General features: G+C 56.3%; 13 protein-coding genes, 2 tRNA genes and 4 rRNA genes. 8 read left to right on the top strand and 11 right to left on the bottom strand.

The genetic code is table 11. The annotated features are described in order from the left end of the window. The first annotated feature begins 58 nt into the window (after nucleotides 1-58). Nucleotides 59-397, top strand: coding sequence for a tryptophan synthase subunit beta (locus BLQ41_RS04095; RefSeq protein ID WP_090177231.1), 339 nt, complete (start codon nucleotides 59-61; stop codon nucleotides 395-397). Between the two features lie 109 nt (nucleotides 398-506). Here BLQ41_RS04095 and lapD read toward each other — a convergent pair whose 3' ends face one another. Both lapD and lapG read right to left on the bottom strand, forming a co-directional pair. Next, nucleotides 507-2,453 (bottom strand): cyclic di-GMP receptor LapD, encoded by a 1,947-nt coding sequence (lapD, locus tag BLQ41_RS04100; protein WP_090177233.1) that lies wholly within the window; start codon nucleotides 2,451-2,453, stop codon nucleotides 507-509. Between the two features lie 14 nt (nucleotides 2,454-2,467). Continuing rightward, a complete protein-coding gene (gene lapG / locus BLQ41_RS04105; protein ID WP_090177236.1) occupies nucleotides 2,468-3,160 on the bottom strand; it encodes a cysteine protease LapG in 693 nt (230 codons plus the stop codon). A 220-nt stretch (nucleotides 3,161-3,380) separates the two neighbouring features. Here lapG and BLQ41_RS04110 point away from each other — a divergent pair, with 220 nt between their 5' ends. The 5 genes from BLQ41_RS04110 to BLQ41_RS04130 all read left to right on the top strand — a co-directional run bounded on the left by BLQ41_RS04110 (nucleotide 3,381) and on the right by BLQ41_RS04130 (nucleotide 10,461). Then, a complete protein-coding gene (locus BLQ41_RS04110; protein ID WP_090177239.1) occupies nucleotides 3,381-4,091 on the top strand; it encodes a GntR family transcriptional regulator in 711 nt (236 codons plus the stop codon). A gap of 748 nt (nucleotides 4,092-4,839) precedes the next feature. Then, on the top strand, nucleotides 4,840-5,616 hold the full coding sequence (locus BLQ41_RS04115) for a DUF3050 domain-containing protein (RefSeq protein WP_090177243.1): 777 nt from the start codon (nucleotides 4,840-4,842) through the stop codon (nucleotides 5,614-5,616). After that, nucleotides 5,613-6,542 carry a diiron oxygenase gene (locus BLQ41_RS04120; protein ID WP_090177247.1) on the top strand — a complete coding sequence of 310 codons (930 nt, stop codon included), beginning with the start codon at nucleotides 5,613-5,615 and terminating at the stop codon, nucleotides 6,540-6,542. The genes BLQ41_RS04115 and BLQ41_RS04120 overlap by 4 nt, the downstream gene beginning before the upstream one ends. 13 nt (nucleotides 6,543-6,555) lie before the next feature. After that, nucleotides 6,556-9,966 carry a non-ribosomal peptide synthetase gene (locus tag BLQ41_RS04125; protein ID WP_090177250.1) on the top strand — a complete coding sequence of 1,137 codons (3,411 nt, stop codon included), beginning with the start codon at nucleotides 6,556-6,558 and terminating at the stop codon, nucleotides 9,964-9,966. Between the two features lie 27 nt (nucleotides 9,967-9,993). Continuing rightward, entirely contained in the window at nucleotides 9,994-10,461 is a 468-nt protein-coding gene (locus BLQ41_RS04130; protein ID WP_090177254.1) for an SRPBCC family protein, read from the top strand. 141 nt (nucleotides 10,462-10,602) lie between these two features. On the opposite strand, the gene BLQ41_RS04135 is transcribed toward BLQ41_RS04130, so the two are convergent. The 9 genes from BLQ41_RS04135 to BLQ41_RS04180 all read right to left on the bottom strand — a co-directional run bounded on the left by BLQ41_RS04135 (nucleotide 10,603) and on the right by BLQ41_RS04180 (nucleotide 21,362). After that, nucleotides 10,603-12,483, bottom strand: coding sequence for a methyl-accepting chemotaxis protein (locus BLQ41_RS04135; RefSeq protein ID WP_090177256.1), 1,881 nt, complete (start codon nucleotides 12,481-12,483; stop codon nucleotides 10,603-10,605). Nucleotides 12,484-12,845: 362 nt separating this feature from the next. After that, nucleotides 12,846-12,961: ribosomal RNA gene (gene rrf / locus BLQ41_RS04140) — 5S ribosomal RNA — on the bottom strand. Between the two features lie 107 nt (nucleotides 12,962-13,068). After that, a 5S ribosomal RNA gene (gene rrf / locus BLQ41_RS04145) occupies nucleotides 13,069-13,184 on the bottom strand. Nucleotides 13,185-13,360: 176 nt separating this feature from the next. After that, nucleotides 13,361-16,252 (bottom strand): 23S ribosomal RNA (locus tag BLQ41_RS04150). A gap of 250 nt (nucleotides 16,253-16,502) precedes the next feature. Next, nucleotides 16,503-16,578: transfer RNA gene (locus BLQ41_RS04155), tRNA-Ala, on the bottom strand. A gap of 30 nt (nucleotides 16,579-16,608) precedes the next feature. Then, nucleotides 16,609-16,685 (bottom strand) — tRNA-Ile (locus BLQ41_RS04160). 82 nt (nucleotides 16,686-16,767) lie between these two features. Further along, nucleotides 16,768-18,304 (bottom strand): 16S ribosomal RNA (locus tag BLQ41_RS04165). The 16S, 23S and 5S rRNA genes sit together here with 2 tRNA genes alongside, the layout of an rRNA operon. 642 nt (nucleotides 18,305-18,946) lie before the next feature. After that, entirely contained in the window at nucleotides 18,947-20,167 is a 1,221-nt protein-coding gene (locus BLQ41_RS04175; RefSeq protein ID WP_090177258.1) for a CaiB/BaiF CoA transferase family protein, read from the bottom strand. Nucleotides 20,168-20,180: 13 nt separating this feature from the next. After that, nucleotides 20,181-21,362 (bottom strand): acyl-CoA dehydrogenase, encoded by a 1,182-nt coding sequence (locus BLQ41_RS04180; protein ID WP_090177263.1) that lies wholly within the window; start codon nucleotides 21,360-21,362, stop codon nucleotides 20,181-20,183. 158 nt (nucleotides 21,363-21,520) lie between these two features. Here BLQ41_RS04180 and BLQ41_RS04185 point away from each other — a divergent pair, with 158 nt between their 5' ends. Further along, complete coding sequence (locus tag BLQ41_RS04185) at nucleotides 21,521-22,420, top strand: LysR family transcriptional regulator (protein ID WP_090177266.1); 900 nt, start codon at nucleotides 21,521-21,523, stop codon at nucleotides 22,418-22,420. 435 nt (nucleotides 22,421-22,855) lie between these two features. Beyond that, a complete protein-coding gene (locus tag BLQ41_RS04190; protein WP_090177270.1) occupies nucleotides 22,856-23,977 on the top strand; it encodes a Re/Si-specific NAD(P)(+) transhydrogenase subunit alpha in 1,122 nt (373 codons plus the stop codon). The last annotated feature ends 8 nt before the right edge of the window (nucleotides 23,978-23,985 follow it).

The raw sequence follows: 23,985 nt of genomic DNA on the forward strand, positions 1-23,985 counted from the left end.
TTCCAGTTGGCCTATGCTGCTGACAGCATGACGCTGGTCCATTTCTGAGGGATGCTCAATGTTCTACGTGCAACGCGATGCGCAAGGTCAGTTAGTGCGCGTGGAAGCCGCGGCCTACGCCGAGGCCACGGAAACGCTGCCGGCTGATAATCACGAGATTCAGGCCTGGTACGCCAACGAGGTGATGGAAACCAGCCTCAAGCAGCTCAAGCAGAGCGACCTGGAGATGATCCGGGTACTCGACGACTTGATCCAGGTGCTGACCAGTAAAGGCGTGATCCGCGTCACCGACCTGCCGGCTGCCGCCCAGGCCAAGCTGATGGACCGGACCCAGGCCCGTGAGGCGTTGGGTGGCTTAAGTCATTTGATTGATGATGAAGAGACGGGGCTTATCTAAGGTCCTGTCATTGACGCCGATCGTTCCCACGCTCTGCGTGGGAACGCCTCCAGGGACGCTCCGCGTTCCGGCCTCGCCGCCGGCATTGCGCCTGGGAACGATCAGTGGGTTAACGCCAAGGCTTCGGCTCACCGAACAACTGCCCCTGAACCCCATACAGTCCCATTTCCCGAATCACCAACAACTCCCCTTCGGTCTCGACCCGCTCGGCAATCAACGGCAGATCAATGCTGTGCGCCGCCCGCTGAATCGCCTCGATGAACAAGCGCTTGTCACTCTCCTGATCAATCGCGCGGATGTAACTGCCATCGATCTTCAAATACGCCAGGCCCAACCGCGCCAGGTTGCCAATCATGCTGAAGCGCCCGCCAAAACGTTGCAGGCTCAATGAGAACCCAAGCTCACGCAGACGCCGCGTCAGATCTTCCAGCATCGCTTGCTCCGGCAGTTGTTCCTCGCCGATTTCCAGGGTTAGTCGCGGACCAAGATCGGAGTGAATACGCAAAATCTCGAAGATTTTGCTCAACGCCTGCGGGTCGGCCAACGTCGCCGACGACAGGTTCAGCGCCAGTGACTGTTCATGCTCGGCCATTTGCTCAAGCACCAGCTCCAACATCAGCCGATCCAGCCGCGCGGTCCAGCCAAAACGCTCCAGCCACGGCAGGAAGCGCCCGGCGGGAATGGTCTGGCCCTCGGCGTCGATCAACCGCGACAACACCTTGTAATGCAGTACCAGTTGCGTGTCCTGACTGGCCACCACTGGCTGGAAATACAATTGGAAACGGTGGTGATTCAACGCCTGATCCAGCAAGGAGTGCCAAGCGTGATGGTCATCACCGACACTGGCCGAAGCACTGTGATCAAGGCACGCCCAGCTCTGCTCACCTTGCCCTTCGGCCTGGGCCAACGCCTGATCGCCCAGGCTCAACACGGCTTGCGGCGAGTCGCCATGAACAAACGGTGCGAGCCCGATCGAGGCCACTGAAGCCACGTCAGTGGCGCCCGTCGCATGCAGGCTCGCCAAGGCGCTATCGAGGTTCTGCGCCAGCTGCAGCGCTTCTTCTCGCACCAGTCCCGGCGCCAACACGGCAAATTCGCCACCACGAATCCGCGTGACGAGGTTCTGCGTTTCAGGGTACTTGGCGCACTCACGGGACAATTGCTCGCCCACCGCTTGCAACAATTGATCTGTGCGCTGACCACCCATCCGCTGGTTCAAACCAGCCAGGTCCTTGACCCGCAACAGCAGCAGATAACCGGAGCTTGCCTGCTCCGGGTTACTGACCCGGGCATTCAGCTGCATCTCGAAATAACGCCGGTTGGCCAAGCCCGTGAGGTTGTCCTGATAGGACTCGACACGCAATTTTTCACTGCGTTCGGCCTGTTCCTGGAACAGCGCCTTGAGCTTCTCGACCATCTGATTCATGGCTTGCACCACACGTCGCAACTCAGGTGTGCGTGGCAACTCCGGCAGACTGAGGAATTCGCGGCGAGCGATGGCGTGGGATTGCTTGACCATGTAGTCCAGAGGCTTGAGTTGTCGACGCAGCAACAACGCGCCCAATACCGCGCTCACAGCACCACAAATCAGCAACCAGCCGAGGCTGCCCAACGCGCTCTGCCACAGCTTGGCCAACGCGAACATCGGGTGGCTCACCACCTCGACCCGCGCCGCCTGTTCCCAGCCACGGCTGACAATCGCATCGCCACCGGCCGGTTCCAGGCCGATCATTTTGACGAACCAGTCCGGCACATTGTTGACCGCCGGAATGCCGCTGCGCTCGACGATGGTTTTGTCGTTGGACAAATCGACCACACGGATGCTTGCGTAATAGCCGCTGTCGAAGATCGAACTGACCAACAACTCGACCATCGCCGGGTCATCGATATTCGGCGTGAGGGACAGCGCCAACGCCGTTGCGGCGTCCTGGGCGTGAGAGCGCAACTGGTTGACGTACTGGGTACGGGAGCTTTCCAGGCTGACCACGAAGCTGCCGGTGAAGGCGACCACCAGGAACAGACAGATAGCGATCAACAGCTGTTTGAACAAAGACATCTGAGCGCGTGCTCCTAGTTAGTCGTCTCGACCGGGAAACCTTCGGCCTGCATTTTCTTCAGTACATCCTGCCAACGAGACAGGCGTTTGGTATCTCCGACCTTTTTGTTGCCCTTGGCGCCCGGCAACCACAGCCCTTCGGCATTGAAAGAGTAGACCGGCAGCAAATCGGTTCGCTGGTTGGCCGGCTTGATCGCGTCAATCAAACTGTCGAGTACCAGCGGCATGGCTTCGGGGCTCGAGTAATAGGTCAATACCATGTGCGCCCGGTTCAAGCGCAACGCCTTGACGTAGGTGATGCGCAGCTTGTCACTGGACACGCCGAGATGGCGCAGGCTGAAATACTTGGCAACGGCATAGTCTTCGCAATCGCCGGCGCCTTTCCACAAGGCTTCGATCGGAGTTTCCCAGTAATCAACCTGGTGCCACAGATCAATGTCCTCAACGTAACGCACCTGTTTGTTGAAGAACTGGTTGACCACGTTGAGCTGCTCCAGCTCATTGACCTGCTTTTGGGTCGCCAGTAAATGCTGCCAGGCATCGATACGCTGCTGCCCTTCGCCCAAGGGCCCGTACAATGCCTGCGCGCGACGGCTGATCAGCGAAAAATCCCAATCGGCATGCAGACCGCCCAGCATGACGCCGGCCAGCAACAAGGCGCAGCACAGCCAGCGTAAGGTCCGAGGGATCGCGAAACGTGCCGCCAATGCGAGGCATCCAGATCAGGCAGGTGGAATTCGTTTGATGGTGAAGGTTAGCCCGGTAAAAGACAATGGCACCGTGCAATCACTGGTGACGCGCTAAACTTTGAATGGTGAATGACATAATAACTGGCAGGCTACGATCCCCGGATCGTTTGACAACCTGACAAGCAGTCACTAGTGTCCATTTGGATCCAAATATTTCAGTCAAACAGGGTGCGTAGTAGTGACACAGAAGCCCAACCCGCTCAGTAGTATCAAGGTCAACGGGCCGATTCCCGCTCACCTGGCACGCTCGGTGATCGAAGAAACCCTGCGTTCAGCCATTCTCGACGGTCGAATTCCGTGCGGTACTGCGTTGCGCCAGCAGGATCTGGCCGACCTGTTCGGCGTCAGCCGCATGCCGGTGCGCGAAGCCTTGCGCCAACTCGAAGCCCAGTCGCTGCTCAACGTCATCGCGCACAAAGGCGCCGTCGTCGCGCCTCTGGTTCAGGGTGATGCCGTCGAAACTTATTCGTTGCGGATTTTGTTGGAGTCCGAAGCCCTGCGGTTATCGATTCCCTTACTCGACGCCAAGGATCTCGAAGAGGCTGCGCGCTATATCGATAGCCTCGAGACAGAAAACGACTACACCGAAATCGGTCGGCTCAATCGCCTCTTCCACATGGCGCTTTACAGCAAGGCGCCTAACCGCCGTCTGTTGAGACTGGTCGAAGACGGGTTGAACGAGGAAGAGCGCTTCCTGCGCTTTAACCTGGAAGCCATGGGCCTGGGCAAACTGTCCCAGGAAGATCACCGAGCGCTGTTATTGGCCGTCGAAAACCGTGACATCGAACGCGCGGTGAAGCTGCTCGAACATCACCTCAATCGCGGTGTGGAGGTCATTACGCGTTACCTCAACAGCCCCGAGGCACAGAGCAGGAAAACCAACCGCTAATCTCAGCGGTCAATGAGGCGCAGCGCATCCCTGCGCGGGTCTCATTGACTGCCATTCAACCTGATGAAGCCTCGACAAATCCTCTTACACATCCTCCGGCGTCCTGCCGAACCGCTGTAACGACCGCACTTCCTGTGGCCAACGCCCTTTCGCCGTACGACTTCCCTCCAACACATTCATCGCACCGGTTAATGACAACCCGGTGATAGCGGCTGCCTTGATTTACGCTCACTCTTGGGCTGCCAACAAATAAAGAACGGGCGACGCTGCGCATCCTGCGAAGCAGTCCCCGCACCAAGAACCTACGGAAGGAGTCTTGTCACGGGAAAGGAAGAACCGGCGTCGATCCCAGCCAACTTCCACCCCCCTAAATCATCTAAACGACACCTTTAGAAAGTTGCTTCGAGTGAGGCATTCACTCTTTACCTGAATTTTGACTTTTATTAGTCGAAAGGAGCAACTACGCCTAAATAAAACAACTAACGAATGTTTTATCGGAACTTGTCGCGCATAAGAAAGTACAACTTTCAAATAATATAAAAATAACTTGCCGGGAACTTTATTGATGTATTAGTTTTTCTCCGCCGCCCCTAAACACTGGGCGAAACACCGCAACCTGGCGGTTTAATTTCTCGCAGAATTATCAATTAAATTGAGGCATTCGCTCGCCAACAGAAAACATTTAATCACCGTCACTTATTGATCAACGCACCCAAATCGACATTTCAGATCACTCATAGGCTCGCTCATGAAAACGCATAAAGACCGTCTCAACCAAAAGAAAGCAGAACTTAGTGCGCATCCGATTTTCGCTGAAATACATTCACTGTCGGTACTTCAACGTTTCATGGAAACCCATGTCTTTGCGGTGTGGGATTTCATGTCGTTGACCAAACGTCTGCAACAGGAATTGACCTGCGTTCAACTGCCCTGGTTGCCGCCGCGAGACCCGCAGGCGGCGCGCCTGATCAACGAGATTGTGCTCGGTGAGGAGTCCGATGATCGTCTGGCCCACGGTCACTACAGCCATTTCGAGTTGTACCTGGATGCAATGCGCGAAGTTGGTGCCAGCACGGTCGCGGTAGAACGGTTTGTGGCGTTGCAACAAGAAGGTGTGAGTTACGACGTGGCGTTGCAAAGCGTTGACGTTGATCCGGCGGCGGCGCAGTTCGTGCGCCACACCTTGCACACCGCGCTGCATGCACCGGGGCACAGCGTGGCGGCGGCGTTTCTGCACGGTCGTGAGAGTGTCATTCCGCACATGTTCCAGCGGATCCTCGATGACTGGGGCATCGGCATCGAGCAAGCACCGACCTTCCGTTATTACCTGGAACGGCACATCGAGGTCGATTCCGAAGACCACGGCCCGGCCGCGGAAAAGCTGCTGGCACGACTGGTCGATGGTGATCCGCAACGCGAAGCCGATGTCTACGCCAGCGCGATTGCCGCCGTAGAGAGCCGCATCGCCCTGTGGGACGGCTTGCGCCAGAGCATGAGCGAACCGGTTGCCGAGGTGAACGCATGAACGCCGCCGACTACCAATCATTCGCCGATGCCTGGGAGAGCCGCGCGACCATCCGCACTCGTCCCCGGCGCGTGCTGGAGAACGATGACAAGCTGATCTATCCCTTGAGTCGCCAACCGCTGGTGCTGAGCGAAACCTTCCTGCGTGAATGCCCGGAGCAACGGGACTTCGCACTGGTGCAGACGCTCTACAAGTTCATCAACGACGTGGTGATTTTCGAGACCGAAATCGTCGACAAGACTGCGCGCAGCATCGCCAAGAACCGCTTCGCCGTAACGTTCCCGTTCGCCTGTCGCTATGACGCCATGACCGTGGTGGTGGACGAGGATTACCACGCACTCGTGGCCATGGATTTCATGCAACAGACCGTCGCCATGACCGGTATCACGCCGATCGAGCTGCCGGATGAAATCGAATTGAGCCGAGCGATACCGGCGGCCGTGGCCCTCGCACCGGAGCACCTGCGCAGTGCCGTGGAACTGATCTGCGTGGCCATCGCCGAGAACACCGTGACCGGCGATGTCGCGGCGTTCGCCAAGGACGATACGGTCAAGCAATCGATCAAAGGCCTGATGGCCGACCACTTGCTCGACGAAGGTCGCCACTCCGGATTCTGGTCGCGGATGGTGCGCATCTACTGGCACACCGCAAGCGAAGACGACCGCTACCGTATCGCACAGATCCTGCCGGTGTTCATCGCGCATTACCTGACCAACGACATCCAGAAGTCCTTCGATTTTCGTCTGATCGACTCATTGCAGATCAGCGATGCCGCGCGTCGTGCACTCAAGAGCGAAGTCTCGGGATTGGCCTTCCCGATCAATCGCCATCACCCGCTGGTCGCCAACATTGTGCGGTTTTTCCGCAGCAGTTCGCTGCTCGATTCGCCGTGCGTGCAAGACGCCCTCAGCGACTACCTGGTTTAACGAGGAGAACATCATGAGACGTCTCGACATTCTGCTCATTGGGCAAAGCCAGGCCTTGACCGACCTGGCGCGGGAACTTGAACAACAGGGTCATTTGCTGGTGCGGCTTGAGGCGTTCGAAGGGCCGCCGTCGTTTGATTTGCTGATCGACGATGCCAGCCAGGCGTTTACAGTCTTGGGCGATGCGCCACGTCTCACCCTGCAACTGGGCGTCGGCAAGCCAGGCATCACCGGGCTGGCGCCGATGGACTTGCTATGCACGCACGGAGGCAGGCTGTTCACTCGTGTGCCGATTGCCGATGAGCCGTCGGGTAACGGCCAGGCATTGCGCCTCAGAGCGGCGGCGGAACTGGTGGATTATGTCGCGCTGCTGGTCAGTCGGTTTTCCAGGGACGCCGAGTATTTTCTGCAGGCCGAACCGGCCGCATCCGCTCACTACGAGCGTGTGGAAAACCTGTTGTTTCTAGAGCACCTGGCCTTCGTTCATCAATTCAACAACACCGCTCAACCCGCGCTGCTGCAACTCGCCGGGATCCCGATGATCGAGCGTCTCGAACAACGCTTCATCGAGTCGCCCGAACGACCTGCGCTGAACATCGCCGGCGCGTCCTTGAGCTATCGGCAATTGCACGCCCATAGCCGCGCGATTCAGCAGCGATTGCTGCCGTTGCTCACTCAACATCAAGGGCCGTTGGTCATCGGGATCTGCCTGCCTAAATGCACGGCATTGTATGCGGGGATTCTGGCGATTCTGGGCAGCGGTGCGGTGTATTTGCCGTTGGAGCCAAGCCATCCGTTGCAACGTCAGCAATACATTCTTTCGAACGCCGGGGCCGTGTTGTTGCTGCATGACGGCCAACATCCGCTGGCCGATGAAATGCCGGGGCTGGACATCAGCCAAATCGACGCTGATGACGTCGACCTCGACCAACCCTTGATGCGCCGGCGACCCGATCTCGATGCACCGTGCATGGCGCTGTATACATCGGGCACCACTGGGCATCCCAAAGGCGTGTTGCTCAGCCAGGCCAATCTCGCGCACTTCACCGCGTGGTATGCCGACTATGTGCAACTGACTGAACGAAGCCGGGCACTGCAGTTTTCATCGCTGAGTTTCGACTCGTCGCTGATCGATATTTTCCCGACCTTGCTTCAGGGCGCCGAGCTGATCGTGCCCAGCGATGATCAGCGCCGCGATCCCTTGCAACTGGTTGAACTGATCCGGCATCAGCGGCTGAGCCATGCGTTCCTGCCGCCGGCGCTGCTGAGCATTCTGCCGCTGGAGCAGCTGCAGGTCCTGGATCATGTAATGACCGGTGGCGATGTCTGCGAACCGTATGTCATCGAGCAACTCACCCGCCAGGGCAACCTCTACAATCTCTATGGTCCGACCGAAGCGACAGTGCTGATCACGGCGCGACAGCTGCGCAATGGCGACAGCAACCGCACCCTTGGCGCACCGATTGCCAACAGTCAGGTGCTGATTCTGGATGAGGCCTTTCAGCCCGTGGCCGAGCAGACCGTCGGCGAGTTGTACATCGTCGGGCCAGGGGTGTGCCTGGGTTATCTGAACAACCCACAGCAGACCGCCGAGCGCTATCTGAACCTGAGCCTGCCTGACGGCCAGACCCTGCGCGCCTACCGCACCGGCGACATGGCGAAGTGGACCACCGACGGCATCGAGCTGTGTGGACGTCGGGACAACCAGGTAAAAATTCGCGGCTTTCGGGTCGAGCCGGAGGAGATCGAACGCTGTCTGCGCGACAGTCAGTTGTACCGTCAAGTGGCGGTGGTGATCGACAGTCAGCGGCGCATTCTGGCTTTCCTGGCGCAGCCACAGGAGGAGCAACCGGGCGCTGCTCGCGAAGCGTTGAAGGCTCACGCAATGCAGTTTTTGCCGGACTACATGCAGCCCGGGGCCTGGACCGAACTGACCAGCATGCCGTTCGCCAGCAACGGCAAGGTTGATCGCAAAGCGCTGCTGACCCTGCCGGTGAATGTCTGCGAAAACACCGTGCGACGCCTTCCGGCAAGCGCCGATGAAGCACTGTTGCTTGAGATCTGGGCCGAGTTGCTGGAGCTGCCACCCAGCGATATTTCGACCGACGAAAGCTTCTTCAATCTGGGCGGCCACTCGATTCTGTTGTCGCGGATGCTGCTGCGATTACGTGAGGAATTCGGCCGCAGTATCTCGATCAACCGCTTTATCGAATTGCCGACCATTACGAAATTGGCAACCTTGGTCCGTGGCTCGGGCACCGAGGAAGTGCTGAGTGCGCAGGCGCTGGCAGATGCGTTCCGGGAGCTGGATATTCAGCCGCTGCCAATCAGCCGGATGGGCGACGTGCACAAGGTCATCGTCACAGGTGCCAACAGCTTTGTCGGCGTGCATATCGTCGAGGCGTTGTTGGCGTGGGGTGCCAGTGAGGTCGCGTGTCTGGTGCGTGATGGCGGCGGGCAATCGGCGTTCGAGCGTTTCGCTCATGCGTTGCGCGAAAACCGTCTGGAACATCTGGACCTGAGTCGGGTGCAGGTTTACGCGGCGGATATAACGCGTCCGTCACTGGGGCTCGAACCGGCCATTTACGAGCGTTTGGATCGAGAGTTCGGCGCGTTGGTGCACAACGCTGCCAACGTCAATCACGTACTCGATTACGAGTCGCTGGCGCGAGACAACGTCGAGCCAATTTTCGAGTGCTTGCGCCTGTGCGAAGGACGCAGCAAGAAGATTTTCAACTTCGTCTCCACGCTGTCGGCCTCCAGCACGATTGCCGACGATGGCCGGGTGCTGGAACTGCCTGCCGCACAGACCCCGCCGATCTACATCAAGAACGGCTACAACCTGTCGAAATGGGTCGGTGAACGGATCCTCGAACGAGCTCGCGAGCGCGGGGTGCGGGTCAATCTTTACCGACCGGGAAACATCAGCTTCAACAGCCTCACCGGTGTCTGCCAGCCGCACAAAAACCGCTTGATGCTGATGCTCAAAGGATCGATTCAACTCGGTCAGGTGCCTGAATTCACGCTGAATTTCGACCTGATGCCGGTGGATTTTCTGGCCCGGTTCATCGCCTTCCATGCCAGCCGCTATCAGCCTGAAAAAGCCGTGTTCAACCTGCATAACCCCGAGCCTCTGAGTTGGGACGACTATGTTGCGTCATTCCGTGACGCCGGCCGGGAATTCGCCATGGTCAGCGTCGCTGACTGGCAGCAGCAACTGGGTCGGGTCGACAGCGACAACGCGCTGTTCGGCGTGCTCGGGTTCTACCTCAATGGCTTCGAGGAAGACATCGGCGACATCTCGATGATCGGCCACGACAACGCCCAGGCCGGCGTGCGGCAGATGGGCGCGCATTACCCGGAAAAATCCCCGGCGTTGCTGCGCCGTGGCTGCGACTACCTCAAAGAAATCAACTTCATCTGATTCATTCAAACCCAATGGAGCAAGACCATGAGCACTTTGCAACCCGATACCCTGATCAAAAACCCTCACGGCTGCCACGTTGTATCTTCTGTGGAGGTGCCGACGGATGCCGCACAAGTCTGGGCAGTGGTCGGTAACTTTGCCGGCTTCGACAAATTCATTCCTGCGCTGTCGCATATCGAGATGACGGGAGAAGGCGTGTCGTCGCTGCGCAAGAAATTCTTCAAGGACGGCAACCTGGTGGTCGAGCAGCTTAATTCGCGCGATGACCAGGCGCTGAGCATGACGTGGACCACGATCTACAACACGTTGGGCGTGGCCAATTTGTGGGCGGCGATGAGTGTAGAACCGCTGGGTGCGGGCAAGTCGCGGGCGACCTGGACCATCATTGCCGAACCGGCGCAGGGCGGCGCCGAGGCCTTGCCGGGATTCAAGGATTTTGTGCAGGGGTTTGCCGATGATGCGATGAATAATGTGTTGAAGTTGTTTGCGTGAGTCTTGAGTTTGGCGGTGGATGATCCACCGCTTTCGCGGACAAGCCCGCTCCCACAGGTTGACCGGGTTCCTTCTGAAGGAGTGCGGTCAAGTGTGGGAGCGAGCCTGCTCGCGATGAACGATAACGCGGTCTGACCTGAATCAGATCTTGAAGCTATCCACCAACTGCTTCAACCGATTTGCCTGCAACGACAATGCATCGCAGTCCTTCAATGTTTCATTGAGGTTGGCCACGCTCTGCTGGTTCAGCAGGTTGATCTGGTTAACGTCGACGTTGAGGGTTTCCACCACTGCCGTCTGTTCTTCGGTCGCGGCAGCTACCGACTGGTTCATCCCGTCGATTTCGCCAATGCGCTGAGTCACGCTCACCAGTCGCAGGCCGGCCTGATTCGCCACTTCGACAGTCTCTTCGCTGGAGACCTGGCTCGCATTCATGGTCGTCACCGCTTCGCGGGAACCGACCTGCAGCGAGGTGATCATCTTGTGGATCTCTTCCGCCGATTCCTGCGTACGATGCGCCAGGTTGCGCACTTCGTCCGCCACAACCGCAAAACCGCGACCGGCTTCACCGGCTCGGGCCGCTTCGATGGCTGCGTTGAGCGCCAGCAAATTGGTCTGCTGGGAGATGCCTTTGATCACATCCAGAATGTGCCCGATGTTATCGGTGCTGGCATTCAGGGTTTCGATCTGGGTGCAGGACAGGCTGATTTTCTGCGACAGCTCGGTCATGGCCAGAATGGTTTTTTCCACCACCTGACGACCGTCATCTGCCTGCTCGCTCGCCCCGCTCGCGTGCTGCGAAGCATCTGCGGCGTTACGGGCGATTTCCTGAGTAGCTGCACCTAACTGATTAATTGCGGCGGCCACGCTGTTGGTGCGTGCGCTTTGTTCGTCGGAGCCGACGATTGAGGCGTTGGACGATGCCATTACACGCTGGGACAGGTCATGAACCTGCCGAGTCGCCGAGGACACTTCGGAAATCGAGGCGTGAATCCTTTCTACGAACTGATTGAAAGAACTGCCCAGCTCGCCAAACTCGTCTTTGCTTTCCACGGACAGACGACGGGTCAAGTCACCTTCGCCCTGGGCGATGTCCTGCATCGCGCGACCCATGGTAGTCAGTGGGCGCATCAGCACGTTGATCAGCAGGCTCAGGAGCACTGCAATAACGCTGACGGCGATAAACATCGCGATCAACGCCGAGGTGCGGAATTGACTCAGCGGTGCGTAGGCCTTGTCCTTATCGATCGACAGACCGATGTACCACTCGGCATTCGGCAAACCGCTGACCGGGGTGAACGAAAGGATGCGGTCCTGCTTGTTCAGGGTGACATCCTGGTTGCCCTTCTCGATGCGCACACTGGCGTTCGGATAGATGTCCTTGAGGTTTTTCATCACCTGGTCTTTGTCCGGGCTGACGATTACCTGTCCGTCGGCGCTGACCAGAAACGCGTGGCCGATGCCACCGAAGTCCACCGAATTTATGATCTTCACCAGGGTTTCCAGGCTCAGGTCACCACCGACTACCCCGAGCAATTCGCCATTCTTCTTCACCGGCATGGCGATGGTGACCACCAAGCCACCAACAGCTGCCATATAGGGCGGAGTCAGCATGGTCTTGTCGGCAGCTACAGCTTGTTTGTACCAGGGACGCTGACGCGGATCGTAGCCGTCCGGCATCTTCGCATCGGGGCGTTGAGTGAATACACCATTGGCCTGGCCAACGTAGGTGAACTGGAAGTTGGAAGTGAAAGCTGGTTGGTCGACCAGACCCGGAAGGTCGGCGTTGGCGCCTTGATGAGCGACGTTTTGCGCGAGGTTTTCCAGGACCAACACACGCCCACTCATCCAGTTCTGCACACTGCTGGCAGTCAGGTCGCCGGCTTGCTGGACAGAGGACTCGAGGTTTTGCCGGATGGTGTTTCGCTGCAGATAGTCGTTGTACAAAGTGAACAACGCAAACGCCAGCACCACGACGCCAGAAGCGGCCAGAAGGATTTTATGGCTGAATTTGAGATTCATTTCATGGGACTTCTTATGCAAAAAGTGGGGACGCGTTCCAGGTGCAACATTCCATGTAACAGCGCAGACGGCGCTCTTCGACCGCTCTACTTTGGTGCACGCATGTCTCATCAGTCTTTCGGCACAACCCCGGGAATACTTAGCGGTTTAAATGAAATGCTCGGTATTCCCGCTGAACGGCGTGCTAGAGCGGCGCAGGCGTAACCGCTGGCACTTGAAAGGGGCGAGGACAGTTCTGGTGCCACGAGGTGTCGGCTCGCAGAGTTCCTGAGGGGGGGAGGGTAGGCGGGGTAGGCGTTTTTTACGGACGCCAGAAAGACAAAACCCCTGTCTGCGTTAGCAAACAGGGGTTTTGGAATTGATCTTGACGATGACCTACTCTCACATGGGGAAACCCCACACTACCATCGGCGATGCATCGTTTCACTGCTGAGTTCGGGATGGGATCAGGTGGTTCCAATGCTCTATGGTCGTCAAGAAATTCGGTAGCTAGCGCGTTACAGTCGTAACGTGCCGGCAAAATCAGTGACTTCTACTAAAACAAAACCCCTACCTGCATACGCAGATAGGGGTTTCGGAATTTAATCTTGACGATGACCTACTCTCACATGGGGAAACCCCACACTACCATCGGCGATGCATCGTTTCACTGCTGAGTTCGGGATGGGATCAGGTGGTTCCAATGCTCTATGGTCGTCAAGAAATTCGGTAGCCAGGTCGTGCTCTCTTGCGAGGTCACGCTCCAGCGAATGGGTATGTGATAGTTTTCGGTGTTTTGCGAGTCTTCTCGAACTTTCGGTTCGTTTCGTCTTCACACACCGCAATCTGGTGCTCTTTCGCTTTTCAGCTCGAAGCAAGCAAATTGCTTGGGTGTTATATGGTCAAGCCTCACGGGCAATTAGTATTGGTTAGCTCAACGCCTCACAGCGCTTACACACCCAACCTATCAACGTCGTAGTCTTCGACGGCCCTTCAGGGGACTCAAGGTCCCAGTGAGATCTCATCTTGAGGCTAGTTTCCCGCTTAGATGCTTTCAGCGGTTATCTATTCCGAACATAGCTACCCGGCAATGCCACTGGCGTGACAACCGGAACACCAGAGGTTCGTCCACTCCGGTCCTCTCGTACTAGGAGCAGCCCCTCTCAAATCTCAAACGTCCACGGCAGATAGGGACCGAACTGTCTCACGACGTTCTAAACCCAGCTCGCGTACCACTTTAAATGGCGAACAGCCATACCCTTGGGACCGGCTTCAGCCCCAGGATGTGATGAGCCGACATCGAGGTGCCAAACACCGCCGTCGATATGAACTCTTGGGCGGTATCAGCCTGTTATCCCCGGAGTACCTTTTATCCGTTGAGCGATGGCCCTTCCATACAGAACCACCGGATCACTAAGACCTACTTTCGTACCTGCTCGACGTGTCTGTCTCGCAGTCAAGCGCGCTTTTGCCTTTATACTCTACGACCGATTTCCGACCGGTCTGAGCGCACCTTCGTACTCCTCCGTTACTCTTTAGGAGGAGACCGCCCCAGTCAAACTACCCACCATACACTGTCCTCGATCCGGATAACGGACCTGAGTTAGAACCTCAAAGTTGCCAGGGTGGTATTTCAAGGTTGGCTCCACGCGAACTGGCGTCCACGCTTCAAAGCCTCCCACCTATCCTACACAAGCAAATTCAAAGTCCAGTGCAAAGCTATAGTAAAGGTTCACGGGGTCTTTCCGTCTAGCCGCGGATACACTGCATCTTCACAGCGATTTCAATTTCACTGAGTCTCGGGTGGAGACAGCGCCGCCATCGTTACGCCATTCGTGCAGGTCGGAACTTACCCGACAAGGAATTTCGCTACCTTAGGACCGTTATAGTTACGGCCGCCGTTTACCGGGGCTTCGATCAAGAGCTTCGCGTTAGCTAACCCCATCAATTAACCTTCCGGCACCGGGCAGGCGTCACACCCTATACGTCCACTTTCGTGTTTGCAGAGTGCTGTGTTTTTAATAAACAGTCGCAGCGGCCTGGTATCTTCGACCGGCATGGGCTTACGCAGTAAATGCTTCACCCTCACCGGCGCACCTTCTCCCGAAGTTACGGTGCCATTTTGCCTAGTTCCTTCACCCGAGTTCTCTCAAGCGCCTTGGTATTCTCTACCCAACCACCTGTGTCGGTTTGGGGTACGGTTCCTGGTTACCTGAAGCTTAGAAGCTTTTCTTGGAAGCATGGCATCAACCACTTCGTGTTCTAAAAGAACACTCGTCATCAGCTCTCGGCCTTAGAATCCCGGATTTACCTAAGATTCCAGCCTACCACCTTAAACTTGGACAACCAACGCCAAGCTGGCCTAGCCTTCTCCGTCCCTCCATCGCAATAACCAGAAGTACAGGAATATTAACCTGTTTTCCATCGACTACGCTTTTCAGCCTCGCCTTAGGGACCGACTAACCCTGCGTCGATTAACGTTGCGCAGGAAACCTTGGTCTTTCGGCGTGGGTGTTTTTCACACCCATTGTCGTTACTCATGTCAGCATTCGCACTTCTGATACCTCCAGCAAGCTTCTCAACTCACCTTCACAGGCTTACAGAACGCTCCTCTACCGCATCACCTAAGTGATACCCGTAGCTTCGGTGTATGGTTTGAGCCCCGTTACATCTTCCGCGCAGGCCGACTCGACTAGTGAGCTATTACGCTTTCTTTAAAGGGTGGCTGCTTCTAAGCCAACCTCCTAGCTGTCTAAGCCTTCCCACATCGTTTCCCACTTAACCATAACTTTGGGACCTTAGCTGACGGTCTGGGTTGTTTCCCTTTTCACGACGGACGTTAGCACCCGCCGTGTGTCTCCCATGCTCGGCACTTGTAGGTATTCGGAGTTTGCATCGGTTTGGTAAGTCGGGATGACCCCCTAGCCGAAACAGTGCTCTACCCCCTACAGTGATACATGAGGCGCTACCTAAATAGCTTTCGAGGAGAACCAGCTATCTCCGAGCTTGATTAGCCTTTCACTCCGATCCACAGGTCATCCGCTAACTTTTCAACGGTAGTCGGTTCGGTCCTCCAGTTAGTGTTACCCAACCTTCAACCTGCCCATGGATAGATCGCCCGGTTTCGGGTCTATTCCCAGCGACTAGACGCCCTATTAAGACTCGCTTTCGCTACGCCTCCCCTATTCGGTTAAGCTCGCCACTGAAAATAAGTCGCTGACCCATTATACAAAAGGTACGCAGTCACCCAACAAAGTGGGCTCCCACTGCTTGTACGCATACGGTTTCAGGATCTATTTCACTCCCCTCTCCGGGGTTCTTTTCGCCTTTCCCTCACGGTACTAGTTCACTATCGGTCAGTCAGTAGTATTTAGCCTTGGAGGATGGTCCCCCCATATTCAGACAAAGTTTCTCGTGCTCCGTCCTACTCGATTTCATGACTAAGAGATTTTCGCGTACAGGGCTATCACCCACTATGGCCGCACTTTCCAGAGCGTTCCGCTAATCTCAAAGCCACTTAAGGGCTAGTCCCCGTTCGCTCGCCACTACTAAGGGAATCTCGGTTGATTTCTTTTCCTCAGGGTACTTAGATGTTTCAGTTCCCCTGGTTCGCTTCTTAAGCCTATGTATTCAGCTTAAGATACCTAACTTATGTTAGGTGGGTTCCCCCATTCAGACATCTCCGGATCAAAGTCTGTTTGCCGACTCCCCGAAGCTTTTCGCAGGCTACCACGTCTTTCATCGCCTCTGACTGCCAAGGCATCCACCGTATGCGCTTCTTCACTTGACCATATAACCCCAAGCAATCTGGTTATACTGTGAAGACGACATTCGCCGAAAATTCGATAATACTCAATTAAGAGCAACTCACAAATTTTACCTTAGCCTGATCCGTTACCAGTGAAAGTAACGTCCAGTCTATCTTTCTATCACATACCCAAATTTTTAAAGAACGAACTAGTCAAAGACTAGAAATCAACATTCACCATCATCACGATGGAATGCTCATTTCTAAGCTTTACACAATCAGAAGCAGTTAGTGGTGGAGCCAAACGGGATCGAACCGTTGACCTCCTGCGTGCAAGGCAGGCGCTCTCCCAGCTGAGCTATGGCCCCGTATTTCTACAGGCGTTTCCCACACAAAATTGGTGGGTCTGGGCAGATTCGAACTGCCGACCTCACCCTTATCAGGGGTGCGCTCTAACCAACTGAGCTACAGACCCAATTTCGGGCTGCTTCTTATCGTCTTCTTCAATGAATCAAGCAATTCGTGTGGGAACTTATGGAGCAGCTGATGTCGTCGATTAAGGAGGTGATCCAGCCGCAGGTTCCCCTACGGCTACCTTGTTACGACTTCACCCCAGTCATGAATCACACCGTGGTAACCGTCCTCCCGAGGGTTAGACTAGCTACTTCTGGTGCAACCCACTCCCATGGTGTGACGGGCGGTGTGTACAAGGCCCGGGAACGTATTCACCGCGACATTCTGATTCGCGATTACTAGCGATTCCGACTTCACGCAGTCGAGTTGCAGACTGCGATCCGGACTACGATCGGTTTTCTGGGATTAGCTCCACCTCGCGGCTTGGCAACCCTCTGTACCGACCATTGTAGCACGTGTGTAGCCCAGGCCGTAAGGGCCATGATGACTTGACGTCATCCCCACCTTCCTCCGGTTTGTCACCGGCAGTCTCCTTAGAGTGCCCACCATTACGTGCTGGTAACTAAGGACAAGGGTTGCGCTCGTTACGGGACTTAACCCAACATCTCACGACACGAGCTGACGACAGCCATGCAGCACCTGTCTCAATGTTCCCGAAGGCACCAATCCATCTCTGGAAAGTTCATTGGATGTCAAGGCCTGGTAAGGTTCTTCGCGTTGCTTCGAATTAAACCACATGCTCCACCGCTTGTGCGGGCCCCCGTCAATTCATTTGAGTTTTAACCTTGCGGCCGTACTCCCCAGGCGGTCAACTTAATGCGTTAGCTGCGCCACTAAGAGCTCAAGGCTCCCAACGGCTAGTTGACATCGTTTACGGCGTGGACTACCAGGGTATCTAATCCTGTTTGCTCCCCACGCTTTCGCACCTCAGTGTCAGTATCAGTCCAGGTGGTCGCCTTCGCCACTGGTGTTCCTTCCTATATCTACGCATTTCACCGCTACACAGGAAATTCCACCACCCTCTACCATACTCTAGCTTGTCAGTTTTGAATGCAGTTCCCAGGTTGAGCCCGGGGATTTCACATCCAACTTAACAAACCACCTACGCGCGCTTTACGCCCAGTAATTCCGATTAACGCTTGCACCCTCTGTATTACCGCGGCTGCTGGCACAGAGTTAGCCGGTGCTTATTCTGTCGGTAACGTCAAAACAGATACGTATTAGGTAACTGCCCTTCCTCCCAACTTAAAGTGCTTTACAATCCGAAGACCTTCTTCACACACGCGGCATGGCTGGATCAGGCTTTCGCCCATTGTCCAATATTCCCCACTGCTGCCTCCCGTAGGAGTCTGGACCGTGTCTCAGTTCCAGTGTGACTGATCATCCTCTCAGACCAGTTACGGATCGTCGCCTTGGTGAGCCATTACCTCACCAACTAGCTAATCCGACCTAGGCTCATCTGATAGCGCAAGGCCCGAAGGTCCCCTGCTTTCTCCCGTAGGACGTATGCGGTATTAGCGTCCGTTTCCGAGCGTTATCCCCCACTACCAGGCAGATTCCTAGGCATTACTCACCCGTCCGCCGCTCTCAAGAGAAGCAAGCTTCTCTCTACCGCTCGACTTGCATGTGTTAGGCCTGCCGCCAGCGTTCAATCTGAGCCATGATCAAACTCTTCAGTTCAAACATCTTTGGGTTTTTAAGAAACCCTAAACTTGGCTCAGCAATCGTTGGTTACATCTTTGATTTCTCGCGGAGTAACTTGTGATGCTGATAATCTTGTTGACTATCAGTCTGACTCCACAAGCACCCACACGAATTGCTTGATTCAGTTGTTAAAGAGCGGTTGGTTAAGATCTTTCGTCTCAACCGAGGCGCGCATTCTACAGCAGCCTCTGTTGCTGTCAAGCGGTTATTTTCAGAAGTTTTCAAAGTTTCCTTTGCAACTTCAACCACTTGCGCTTCCGATCTCTCGTTAGCGGGAGGCGAATTCTACAGCGTTACTCGCTGCTGTCAACACCTCTTTTTCTCCGCTTTCGACCGAGAAGATCGAAACGTCCATAAGGCCAAACTAACCTGCCTTACCGACTCCTTCTGGGCTTCGATGACCTGAAGCAATTCGCTGTCGAAAACTGCGTAACTCTTTGTTTACCAAGGAGTTTTCCGTTTCGACTGCGCCGGAAGTGGGGCGAATTATAGACTTCCAGAATCTGCCGTCAACACCTATTTATGCTTTTCTATCAATAACTTGTAGAAAGCCTAAAAACAGACCGATTCCCCTCTATATAGAAGAGCAAAACCACGCCTTCTATATAGAAGGCGGCTTTAGAGCACTCCCGCCGCCTTGAAAGCCGCGACCGCATCAGCATCCAGACCCAACACCCGCTGTAAAACCTCCAGCGTATGTTCGCCCAACAAAGGAGGCGCATTACGATACTCGACTGGCGTCTCCGACAATCGAATCGGACTCGCGACCTGCGGCACCATCCCCGCCAGCACATGCGGCAATTCAATTGCCAGCCCGCGCGCCTTGACCTGAGGATCGGCAAACATCTGAGCCAGGTCATTGATAGGGCCGCACGGCACACCTGCCTGCTCCAATTGCAGCACCCATTCAGCCGTGGTCTTGAAGACCGTCGCCTGGCGGATAAGCGGGATCAACACCGCACGATTCGCCACCCGCAGTTTGTTAGTCGCAAAGCGCGGATCATCCGCCCACTGCGGCTGACCCGCCACCTCGGCAAACTTGCGGAACTGCCCGTCATTACCCACAGTAAGGATGAAGTCGCCATCCGCTGTAGGAAAGTCCTGATAAGGCACGATGTTCGGATGCGCATTACCCAGGCGCTTGGGAGCATTGCCTGTCGTCAGGTAGTTCATCGCCTGGTTAGCCAGACAAGCCACCTGGACATCCAGCAACGCCATATCAATATGCTGTCCGCCACCGACGTGCTCTCGATGAGCCAGCGCCGCAAGGATCGCCACAGTGGAATAGAGCCCGGTCAGTATGTCTGTCAGCGCCACACCGACTTTCACCGGCCCTGCGCCCTCGTCACCCTCCGGTCGACCCGTCAAGCTCATCAGCCCGCCCAAGCCCTGGATCATGAAGTCATAACCCGCACGCTTGGCATATGGCCCGGTCTGTCCAAACCCGGTGATCGAGCAATAGATCAGGTTCGGATTGATGGACTTGAGCGTCTCATAGTCCAACCCATAAGCCGCCAGACCACCGACCTTGAAGTTCTCGATCAGGATGTCGGACTTGGACGCCAACTCACGCACCAGCTTTTGACCCTCTGGCCGCGTGAAGTCGATAGTCACCGATTGCTTGTTGCGATTGGCCGACAAGTAGTAGGCTGCCTCGCTGGTGTTCTCGCCATAGGCGTCTTTCAGGAAGGGAGGCCCCCAGGCGCGCGTGTCGTCGCCATTGCCCGGACGCTCGACCTTGATCACTTCGGCGCCAAGGTCTGCAAGGATCTGCCCGGCCCAAGGCCCAGCCAGCACCCGCGATAAATCCAGTACCCGTAGATGCGAAAGCGCGCCCATGGCCGTTCTCCTATTAATAGAACGCCTGGATGCCGGTCTGCGCGCGACCGAGGATCAGCGCATGGACGTCGTGCGTACCTTCATAGGTATTCACCACTTCCAGGTTCACCAGATGGCGAGCGACTCCGAACTCATCGGAGATACCGTTGCCACCCAGCATGTCACGCGCCATGCGCGCGATGTCCAGCGACTTGCCGCAGGAGTTGCGCTTCATCATCGAGGTGATCTCGACTGCCGCAGTGCCTTCATCTTTCATACGACCCAGACGCAGGCAACCTTGCAGCGCGAGGGTGATTTCGGTCTGCATGTCGGCCAGTTTTTTCTGGATCAACTGCGTGGCAGCCAACGGGCGACCGAACTGTTGACGATCCAGGGTGTATTGGCGAGCGGTGTGCCAGCAGAACTCGGCAGCGCCCAGCGCGCCCCAGGAAATGCCGTAGCGTGCCGAGTTGAGGCAGGTGAACGGGCCCTTCAGTCCACGCACGTCCGGGAAAATGTTCTCTTCAGGGACAAACACGTTGTCCATCACAATCTCGCCGGTGATCGACGCACGCAAACCCACTTTGCCGTGGATGGCTGGCGCGCTCAGGCCTTTCCAGCCCTTCTCCAGAACGAAACCACGGATGTCGCCGGCATCGTCCTTGCCCCAGACCACGAACACATCAGCAATCGGGCTGTTGGTAATCCACATCTTGCTGCCCGTCAGGCTGTAGCCGCCTTCCACTTTGCGTGCACGCGTAATCATCGCGCCCGGGTCGGAACCGTGGTTCGGCTCTGTAAGACCAAAGCAGCCAATCCATTCACCGGTAGCCAGTTTCGGCAGGTATTTTTGCTTCTGGGCTTCAGTACCGAATTCGTTGATCGGCACCATGACCAGCGAGGACTGCACACTCATCATCGAGCGATAGCCGGAGTCGACACGCTCAACTTCACGGGCAATCAGGCCGTAGCTGACATAGTTCAGACCGCTGCCGCCATATTGCTCAGGAATGGTCGCACCCAACAGACCCACTTCGCCCATCTCCCGGAAGATCGCAGGATCGGTCTTCTCATGACGGAAAGCTTCAAGAACGCGCGGCGCCAGCTTCTGCTGAGCGAATTGCTCGGCGGTGTCGCGAATCATGCGTTCTTCTTCGGTGAGCTGTTGATCCAGCAGCAGGGGATCGATCCAGTTGAAGCTAGCTTTACCGCCCATGAGTGAGTCCTCTCGAATCGGGTCAAATTGCGTGGGACTGATCCTAGGCCGGGTTCGGCGTGACAGCAAACGAGGATTTTGCATACTGTTGTGCTAATTTCTCACTCCGTAGCATCGCAAATCAGCTTTTATACGATGCATTAGTGAGGTAGAAGTACATGCGCCGGAAAATCCCTAGCACAACTGCGCTGATCAGCTTTGAAGCGGCCGCGCGCCACGAGAGCTTTACCAAGGCAGCGCAGGAGCTTTCCCTCACCCAGGGGGCAATTTGCCGACAGATTGCCAGCCTGGAGGAGTTCCTCAGCGTCGAACTCTTCCGACGCTCGCGGCGCGGAGTCAAGCTGACCGAGGCCGGACTTTCCTACAGCCGCCGGGTCGCTACCCAGCTCGATGCTGTCGAACGCGACACGCTCTCAGTGATGGGGCAACAAGGCGCCAATGTGATCGAGTTGGCCGTAGTGCCGACCTTTGGCACTCAATGGCTACTACCACGGCTGAAGGACTTCCAGCACAAACACCCGGAAGTGACCGTCAACCTTACCAACCGCACACGCCCCTTCCTGTTTGCCGACACTGACTTCGATGCCGCTATTTACTTCGGTGATGCGGACTGGTCGGGTACCGAATCCCACAGGTTGATGGGTGAAAATCCGATGCCAGTGTGCAGTCCCACGTTACTGGGTAATAAGGCCTCCCTGTCAGCCGATGAAATTGCCGACATGCCCCTGCTGCAGCAAACCACTCGGCCCTATGCCTGGCGCCAGTGGTTCAACTCACAAAACCTTAATGTGCCGCGAGACATGACAGGGCCACGCTACGAGCTATTCTCCATGCTTGCCCAGGCGGCGATGCACGATATGGGGATCGCCTTGATTCCACCGTTTCTGATTCAACGCGAATTGGCCGAGAAGCACTTGGTGATTGCCAACCCCCAGGCACTGTCGAGCATCAAGGCCTATTACCTGATGATTCCGGAGCGAAAGGTCGAATCGGCGTCTCTTCGCGCTTTTCGTGATTGGCTGGTTAACCAGGCGCAGAGCTACAGCCTAGAAGGATAAAGGGTGAGCGCTTTTTGTTGACCTCGTAGTCAGCAAAACCAAAGCCCTACAGATATAAGTATTTGTCGCATATTCGCAGACTGTACCGAAAAGCAGTACAAACGTCCCACAAGCGCCTATCGACGTGGCTTTGAGCCTCTATTGGTGGGCAATAACACCTCATTCACGGTGCGGATGCGTAAATTCTTTAATTTTCGCCAAAATCCTTGTAAGGCACGGCCTGTAAGGGATTGAGGCAGTCGGTTGCGACATTCGGTCACGGGGTGACTTGTAGTTAATTTTCCGTCACCCGTCATAATCCCTTGAAGGGTGCAAAGTTCGCCTGCAAAATGCCGCGCCCCGCCCTGATTTAGCGGGATCGTGCTGATCGGCCGCCCCAGCCGCACCATCCGTAGTGCCTGGGTTTACTCAATAAGATCACGCAGGAGATTTGACGTGCACATTGGTGTTCCTCTCGAAACCCAGACGGGTGAAACACGGGTTGCTGCAACCCCGGAAACCATCAAGAAGCTGATCGGCCAGGGTCATAAGGTCACTGTACAAAGCGGCGCCGGCATTAAAGCCAGTGTTGTCGACAGTGCCTATGAAGCGGCAGGCGCAACCATCGGCAGCGCCAACGACGCGTTTGGTGCCGAGCTGATTCTAAAGGTAGTCGCTCCCAGCGACAGCGAGCTGACGCTGATTAAAAGCGGCACCGTTGTGGTGGGCATGCTCAACCCGTTCAGCAATGAAACCATTGCCAAACTGGCCGAGTGCGGCATTACCGCGTTCGCGCTGGAAGCTGCGCCACGCACCTCCCGCGCCCAAAGCCTGGATGTGCTGTCCTCCCAAGCGAACATCGCCGGTTATAAAGCCGTACTGCTGGCCGCTCACTACTACCCTCGCTTTATGCCGATGCTGATGACTGCTGCGGGCACCGTGAAAGCGGCGCGCGTGCTGATTCTCGGTGCTGGTGTAGCCGGTTTGCAGGCGATCGCCACGGCGAAACGTCTGGGTGCGGTGATCGAAGCGTCCGACGTGCGTCCGGCGGTTAAAGAGCAGATCGAATCTCTGGGCGCCAAGTTCGTCGACGTCCCTTACGAAACCGATGAAGAGCGCGAATGTGCCGTCGGTGTCGGCGGTTATGCGCGACCAATGCCTGCCAGCTGGATGCAACGTCAGGCCCTGGCTGTGCACGAACGCGCCAAGCAGGCCGACATCGTCATCACCACCGCACTGATCCCGGGTCGCAAGGCTCCGACGCTGTTGAGCGCCGAGACCGTGGCGCAGATGAAGCCTGGGTCGGTGGTCATTGACCTCGCAGCAGCCCAGGGCGGCAACTGCCCGCTGACCGTGGCCGACCAGGTCGTCGTCGAAAATGGCGTGACCATTTGCGGCCCGACCAACCTCGCCGGTGAAGTCGCGGCAGATGCATCGGCCCTGTACGCCCGCAACTTGCTGGACTTCCTGAAGCTGGTCTTCAACAAGGAAGGTCAGTTTGAAGTGAACCTAGAAGACGACATCGTCGCCGCGTGCCTGATGTGCCGCGACGGCCAAGTCATCCGCAAAAACGCCTAAGCAGGGAT

Source organism: Pseudomonas arsenicoxydans, assembly GCF_900103875.1.
Classification (GTDB): Bacteria; Pseudomonadota; Gammaproteobacteria; order Pseudomonadales; family Pseudomonadaceae; genus Aquipseudomonas; species Aquipseudomonas arsenicoxydans.